We start from the raw sequence: 7,031 nt of genomic DNA, 5'->3' as shown, positions 1-7,031 counted from the left end.
TATTTATAAGTTCGAAATATGTATCACAACTTTAATACGTGCTATCCAACTTTAAGAGAAGAACATGGATTCTTAGAACTATTCTCTTTTTGGTTATTGCTGAAAGCAATTTCTGATACCTATTTTTTGAGCAAATTAACACCACTTTTTAGAGTGGTGTGTAAGTGCGCATTGTCCTTATTTCATTCGGACTTCTGAATTTTAAAAATAAAGATTTCATTTCTTAACTTCTCAATGCAGATATTAAATTATTTTATAAATTTGAGCGTACTTTTTGGAACTTCATTGTTTTTAAAAGCCTTTTGTATTTTAGATGGGCTTTTTGACGCTTTACAGACCTTTTAAGGAGTTTTAAAACGAATCAGGTAAACTTTATTAGGACTAACACTTAAAAGGGCTTAGAAAGCAAACTATGAGCTTTTAGGACTATTCAAAGCGTTTAGACTAAACAAAGTAGCCACGACCGTTAGGGAGTTCTTTTTAGTGGCAGAATGTATCTAATATAAAATTAGAGTGTACAAGCGGAGCGACAAGAGCAATGCAGGGAGTTTAAATTTAGAACCTCAATTCAATGGTTTTGACCTTTTCTTTTGACCTTGATTTTAAGATTTTTAAACGGAGTGAAAAAAGGCGAAGCCTATATATATTTATCTTATATATTTTAATCTTTTCTTCTTTTGCGTGGTGAAAAAGTCAGTCAGGATAAGGATTTCCAGATTTTTATAGCTACTAAAAACTGTGTATATAGCTACTAAAAACTGTGTATATAGCTACTAAAAACTGTGTATATAGCTACTAAAACATTGAGAAAGTAGCTATAAAATGATATAATAAAAGCATAGAGAAAATTCACGGCAAAATGACTTTCTCTATGCCTACTTAAAATCACTCACAAAGGAGTAACTTTCTATGTCTAGTATAACAGAAAAAGCAAAAAATCAAAAGCAGGTGCTAACCTTGAACGAACTCTCAAAACGTAAAGTGGTGGAGCATAACAGCCTAATTACCTCAATAGCCAAAATGGATAAAACGCCCTTGAAAATGTTTGAATTGGCGGTGTCCTGTATTGATACGGAAAAACCACTGGAAGATAATACGGTTTATCTTTCTAAAAGAGACCTTTTCGCTTTCTTTAAGGTGTCTGATAATGACAAACACAGTCGTTTTAAAGAAGCGGTTGAGAAAATGCAGAAACAAGCCTTTTTCAGAATCAAAGAAGAAGCAGGCAAAGGCTTTAAATTTATTAATATTGTGCCTATCCCTTATGTGGAATGGACAGATTATAACGATGAAGTGTTAATTCGTTTCAGTCCTGAAATTATCCCTTACTTAGTTAATCTCAAAAAGAATTTCACGCAACACGCTTTATCTGACTTAGCAGAATTAAACAGCAAGTACAGCCTTATTTTGTATCGCTGGTTATCCATGAATTATAACCAGTACGAGCATTACAGCGCTAAAGGGGGACGGAGAGCCGAACAAGTAGAAAGCTACCGGAATCCCTCAATATCGGTTAAAGAACTAAGAATAATGACTGATACCGTCAATGAATATCAGCGATTTACCAATTTTACTAAAAAAATATTAGATATTCCCTTAAAAGAAATTAACGCTCACACCTCTTTTAACGTGACCTATGAGAAAGTCAAAAAAGGACGTTCGATTGATTCTATTGTCTTTCATATTGAGAAGAAACGCATGGCAGACGATAATAGCTACAAGTTGGACGATAGGGCTTATCAAGAAGATAAAGCACGTAAAGCTGAAACCGAAGACATGTTGACGGTACAAGCCCTAAAAAGTCCGTATACCAAGTTGCTTATGGAACATTTCTTATTGTCTTATCTAGACTTGACGGATACTAAAATTCTTTCAGGCTTACAAGCACACGTGTACCCTCTCTATGATGAACTCAAAGAAGCAAGGGGATTAAAAGGGGTAGAAACACATCTATCATACGTTGCAAGTAAGCAAGAGGGCTATTCTAAACGAAACGTGGTTAAGTACCTTAAAACGGCGATTGAGGGCTATTTACCGACCGTTGCCTTGCAAGATTTAGAGCAACCAGAACGAGCCAATTACACAAAGCCAAAACCAAGAACGTTAGAAGAAGTGGCAAAAGACTTTTTACCAGATTATCAGAACGAAACGACAGCAGAAGAACAAGAAGAATTAGATAAAATCAAGGCGGAAATCGACAAAAAGTTACGTGGCGAGGGTTTAGACAATGAGTGAGAACTTAAAAACCATTAAAGAACTTGCGGACGAGTTAGGAGTTTCAAAGGCGACAATGTTTCGTTTTTTAAGGGACAATTCCTTTATAGAAACAAAAATGTACAAAAATAAAAAAGTTTATGATAGTTATTCCGTAAGTCAAATAAAAGAAAGTTTTATTAATTCAAGAACCGATTCAAATTCAAGAACTGATTCAAATTCAAGAACCGATTCAAATTCAAGAACCGATTCAAATTCAAGAACTGATTCAAATTCAAGAACTGATTCAAATTCAAGAACTGATTCAAATTCAAGAACTGATTCAAATTTCATTTTGTATGAGCAAGTGAAAACTCAAAATAAAATAATATCTGAACAAAGTAAACAAATCTCTCAAATGCAAAATTTGTTAGACCAACAACAAAGGCTTGCCTTGCAGGATAAAAAGTTACTTGATGAGTATAAGTCAGAAATCAATGACTTAAAAGCTCTTAAAATGCCTACACAGGAAACAGAATTCAAACACTTAGACAATCAATATAAAGATGAAGTGAACGCTCTTAAAAAGCAAATGGAAGGCTTGCAGGAACAGCTGAAAGAAAAAGACCAAGAATTAGCACAAGAAAAACCAAGAAAATGGTGGGGACTATGGCGAAAATAGATGATTCAGTTAAAAAGAAAGTTCCAGAATTAAGGTTTCCGGGATTTACGGATGATTGGGAAGTGCGTAAGTTAGGAAGCTTAACAACAGTTGTGCGTGGAGCAAGCCCTAGACCAATTCAGGATCCAAAATGGTTCGATAAAGAAAGTGATATTGGTTGGTTACGAATTGCTGATGTTACAGAACAAAATGGTAGAATATATCATCTTGAACAACATATATCCAAATTAGGACAGGAAAAAACTCGGGTTTTAACTGAACCTCACTTATTGTTAAGTATAGCTGCAACTGTTGGAAAACCAGTAGTAAACTATGTTAAAACAGGTGTTCATGATGGCTTTTTAATATTTTTAAACCCTACTTTTGAAAGAGAGTTTATGTTCCAGTGGCTTGAAATGTTTAGGCCAAAGTGGCAAAAATATGGACAACCTGGGAGTCAAGTAAACTTAAATTCTGAGCTGGTCCGAAATCAGGAAATAGTTTTACCAAATTATAAAGAACAACAAAAAATAGGTTCATTCTTTAAACAGCTGGATAACACTATCGCTCTTCATCAGCGTAAGTTAGATTTGTTGAAAGAACAGAAAAAAGGCTTTTTACAAAAGATGTTCCCTAAAAATGGTGCCAAAGTTCCTGAATTGCGATTTGCGGGGTTTGCTGACGATTGGGAAGAGCGTAAGTTAAAAGATATAGCTCAATTTAATCCTAAAACAGTTCTTCCAGATGAATTTGAGTATGTAGACTTAGAAAGTGTTGTAGGGACTGAAATGATCTCGCATAGAACTGAATCTAAAGATCAAGCACCTTCAAGGGCACAGCGTCTTGCACAAAAAGGCGATGTGTTTTATCAGACGGTTCGCCCATATCAAATGAATAACTATTTATATGATTTGCCTTATGATAACTATGTTTTCTCAACTGGTTATGCTCAAATGCGTCCTAACATTGATAGCTATTTTTTATTAAATAGTGTTCAAAACAAGCAATTTGTTCAACATGTTTTAGATAGAAGTACAGGGACTAGTTATCCAGCGATTAATTCAAGTGATTTATCAAATATTGAAATTCATGTACCGTCCAAACTTTCAGAACAACAAAAAATAGGGGCATTCTTCCAACAGTTAGATGAAACTATCGCTCTTCATCAACGTAAGTTAGATTTGTTGAAAGAACAGAAAAAAGGCTTTTTACAAAAAATATTTGTATAAGCAAGGGAGATTTCTTATGAAACAAGAACAACCAAGTTTTACTAGATGTATTAAACAAACGAGTTTTTTTCTATTAGGGATTATGACTCTAAATGCACTAATAAAAGTAATTTTTAATCAAAGTACTTTTCAAGACCTTAAATCGAGTTTTTTAGATTTGGACAATCGAGCACTCGCTATTTTTATCTTTTTAATTACAATATTACTCGGATGGATAATACTATCCCTCATTATTGGGAGTATCTACTATGTGATCCAAAAGATAAAATATAAAAAAATTGGACATTGAAATAATTTTAACTCGATATAGGGACTATAATTAACGGAAATAATGATTTTGAAAAAGGACAAACTTATAATAAAAAGCTAGAATAAAAATATATTATCATGTTTTTTGAAATAAATTCAGCTAATCTTTTAGCGGAAAACTTTGCAATATAACCATTACATATACGTGCACTAATCACGATAAAAGGGTAAGGAGACATTTAATGAAAAAGCTTGCTCTATTTGGAACTGCCACACTAGCTTTACTTACACTCGTAGCTTGTTCTTCAGGGGATTCTGAAAAAAAAATATCTAGTGAAAAAGCATTAACCGAAAAGAAAGTCGAATCTAAAAAAGAATCATCTGGTTGGGATGCTTCTACCAAGACATTTACTAATAAAGATGGAATTTTAAAAATTGATAAGGCTGAAAAATCAACTAATTTTGATGGGAAACCCGCGTTAAAAGTTTACTTTACGCTTACTAATAAAAGAAAAGAAGCACAAGGGGCTCAAATTTTATTCCAAGAAATGGCTCGTGTTCAACAAAAACAAGAAAACACTTCTAATGATTTAATGTATACAATGATGCCTGTTAATGAAACGGGAAGTCCACAAGAAGAAGATCATTTGAATGATAATATTAATCCCAATGGGACTGTATCTGGTTTCTATCCTTATGTGTTAGAAAATGAAACTGACCCAATCCAAATCTTATTTCAAAAAGATTACCAAACTGTAGATAAATACGAAATAACACTTAAATAAAAAAGGCAACTTGAACGTCCTATCACAGTTAAGGCTTTTTAGTTTATAGTGTAAGATATCAAAATAGAGGGTCTATAATTAGATAATAACCCCTCACAAATCCCATTAAAATAACCCCTAAGATCTAACCTTTATATCTTAGGGGCTATTTTTTTGTTATAATCATATAATAACTCTAAAAGGAGTAAGTAAATGAATAATGTTTTTAAACCCATTAAGTATTTAAGTATCATTATGCTTGTTGTTATTATCTCGGCTGTAATAACTTATATTGTCAATCCTAATTTCTCAGATACATTAAATTCTGTATCAAGTAATATTTCCAAATCGGTCTCACAGAAATCAGGATTAAATTTAGTTGTTGCTTATATTTTTAACAATGGATTTAAAGTCCCAATGGGGATGTTATTTTTTTCAATTATACCTATTCGATTTTTATATTGGATTCAGCCACTTTTCACAGCCATATTACCTGGAATTTTATTTGGGATAGCATTTAGATACTCGGTTGCAAAAGCTTTTATTATATTAATTTCTTCGCTACCTCATATGTTATTAGAGATATTCGCATTTTGCTTATGGATGGTCGCTCTTGATCGTTTTAACAAATGGATTAGATACAAAATATCTAGGAAAAAACAAACAAATACTAAGTTATTTTATGAATTCAAGTTAATATTAATCTCATATGTTAAGTACGTTATCCCATTAATTGTTATCGCAGCCTTTACTGAAACTTATGTTGCGGATTGGATTAGTCATATATTAAGTTAAAAAGGAGTACTAATATGGTTCAACAAATCGTCCTCCCCATCAAAGATTCAAACATTTTAAAAATGGTTCAAGATACCTTGCTTGATAGTTTTCGTGCAGGGCGTCGCAATTACACCATCTTTCAAGTGGGGAAAGCCACTCTCTTAAGGGTAAGTGATGTCATGAAATTAAAGAAAACAGATATCTTTAATCTTGATGGAACAGTCAAACAAACTGCATTTATTCATGATCAAAAGACAGGTAAAGCGAATATGTTATATTTAAAACCTGTCCAACAAGATTTAATGCTTTATCATGCATGGCTCATCCAACAAAATATGAATTCAGAGTGGTTGTTTCCCTCAACGACTCACCCAGACCGTCACATCACCGAGAAGCAATTTTATAAGGTCATGGCACGTGTTGGTGATCTTTTAGGAATTAACTATCTAGGAACGCATACCATGCGTAAAACAGGTGCTTATCGGGTCTATACGCAGTCAAACTATAATATTGGTTTAGTGATGCATTTATTAAACCATTCAAGTGAAGCCATGACCTTAACCTATCTTGGGTTAGATCAAGCCAGTCGAGAAACGATGTTAGACCAAATTGATTTTGGGTAATGAATGTTTAGAACTTAGTAGTCGTCCAAAAACGACTACTTTTTTTGTTGAATCGTCCAAGGACGATTCGATGCTTTTGACTTGTAAGAACAGAATTGAATGAAGCCATACTGTTCGCATATTTTTAGTGGATGAACAAACAAAATACGAGAGATTTTTTGTTCGTTCATCCAAAAAGAGGGACGATTTCGGAAGAAGAAAATCGTCCCTCTTTTTCTTCTTTTTGTATGACAAAAAGAAAGATCTTTTGCCCATTTTATTTTTATAAAATGGGTAGGTGGCGTTTGCGTAAAGCAAATCGACACAATCCAAAGGGGATAAAAGGGGAAAGTGAAACTTCCCCCTTTTCAAGCCACATTGTAATACAAGAACGAAGTACTTTGTATTACAATGTGATAGCTTGCAGTATTTATGGTTTTATATTTCCTATTTTGTTGTGAGGATTGTAACCGAATAGGGCGCAATACTTATTACAAAATCAATGACAAAGGGCGATTGAGGAATGAGCGCTGAGGCATTTTATTTTAAAAAAAAC

7 protein-coding genes are annotated in these 7,031 nt (G+C 33.3%); all 7 read left to right on the top strand.

The features are described 5' to 3' along the window. Positions 1-909: 909 nt before the first annotated feature. The gene (locus MKX45_RS12520) at positions 910-2,235 is read left to right on the top strand and encodes a RepB family plasmid replication initiator protein (RefSeq protein ID WP_340817454.1); all 1,326 of its coding nucleotides are present in this window, start codon (positions 910-912) and stop codon (positions 2,233-2,235) included. Positions 2,236-2,290: 55 nt separating this feature from the next. Further along, on the top strand, positions 2,291-2,875 hold the full coding sequence (locus MKX45_RS12515) for a hypothetical protein (protein WP_445667040.1): 585 nt from the start codon (positions 2,291-2,293) through the stop codon (positions 2,873-2,875). After that, the gene (locus MKX45_RS12510; RefSeq protein WP_340817452.1) at positions 2,863-4,083 is read left to right on the top strand and encodes a restriction endonuclease subunit S; all 1,221 of its coding nucleotides are present in this window, start codon (positions 2,863-2,865) and stop codon (positions 4,081-4,083) included. The genes MKX45_RS12515 and MKX45_RS12510 overlap by 13 nt, the downstream gene beginning before the upstream one ends. A 16-nt stretch (positions 4,084-4,099) precedes the next feature. Next, positions 4,100-4,372 (top strand): hypothetical protein, encoded by a 273-nt coding sequence (locus MKX45_RS12505; RefSeq protein WP_269889520.1) that lies wholly within the window; start codon positions 4,100-4,102, stop codon positions 4,370-4,372. Between the two features lie 202 nt (positions 4,373-4,574). Beyond that, positions 4,575-5,117, top strand: coding sequence for a DUF5067 domain-containing protein (locus MKX45_RS12500; protein ID WP_269889519.1), 543 nt, complete (start codon positions 4,575-4,577; stop codon positions 5,115-5,117). Positions 5,118-5,309: 192 nt separating this feature from the next. Continuing rightward, entirely contained in the window at positions 5,310-5,891 is a 582-nt protein-coding gene (locus MKX45_RS12495) for a stage II sporulation protein M (protein WP_032489107.1), read from the top strand. Positions 5,892-5,905: 14 nt separating this feature from the next. Beyond that, a complete protein-coding gene (locus MKX45_RS12490) occupies positions 5,906-6,496 on the top strand; it encodes a site-specific integrase (protein WP_340817450.1) in 591 nt (196 codons plus the stop codon). Positions 6,497-7,031: the final 535 nt, after the last annotated feature.

It is taken from the genome of Lactococcus sp. FSL W8-0209 (genome assembly GCF_038006585.1).
In the GTDB taxonomy this organism is placed as follows: Bacteria; Bacillota; Bacilli; order Lactobacillales; family Streptococcaceae; genus Lactococcus; species Lactococcus lactis.
The sequence above is the reverse complement of the archived record's forward strand: the minus strand, read 5'-3'. Positions and strand labels throughout refer to the sequence as shown.

Excerpts from the sequence above, each read along its gene's own strand:
- MKX45_RS12510 (WP_340817452.1), top strand. The coding sequence starts at position 2,863 with ATGGCGAAAATAGATGATTCAGTTAAAAAGAAAGTTCCAGAATTAAGG.
- MKX45_RS12495 (WP_032489107.1), top strand. The coding sequence starts at position 5,310 with ATGAATAATGTTTTTAAACCCATTAAGTATTTAAGTATCATTATGCTT.
- MKX45_RS12520 (WP_340817454.1), top strand. The coding sequence starts at position 910 with ATGTCTAGTATAACAGAAAAAGCAAAAAATCAAAAGCAGGTGCTAACC.
- MKX45_RS12515 (WP_445667040.1), top strand. The coding sequence starts at position 2,291 with ATGTTTCGTTTTTTAAGGGACAATTCCTTTATAGAAACAAAAATGTAC.
- MKX45_RS12490 (WP_340817450.1), top strand. The coding sequence starts at position 5,906 with ATGGTTCAACAAATCGTCCTCCCCATCAAAGATTCAAACATTTTAAAA.
- MKX45_RS12505 (WP_269889520.1), top strand. The coding sequence starts at position 4,100 with ATGAAACAAGAACAACCAAGTTTTACTAGATGTATTAAACAAACGAGT.
- MKX45_RS12500 (WP_269889519.1), top strand. The coding sequence starts at position 4,575 with ATGAAAAAGCTTGCTCTATTTGGAACTGCCACACTAGCTTTACTTACA.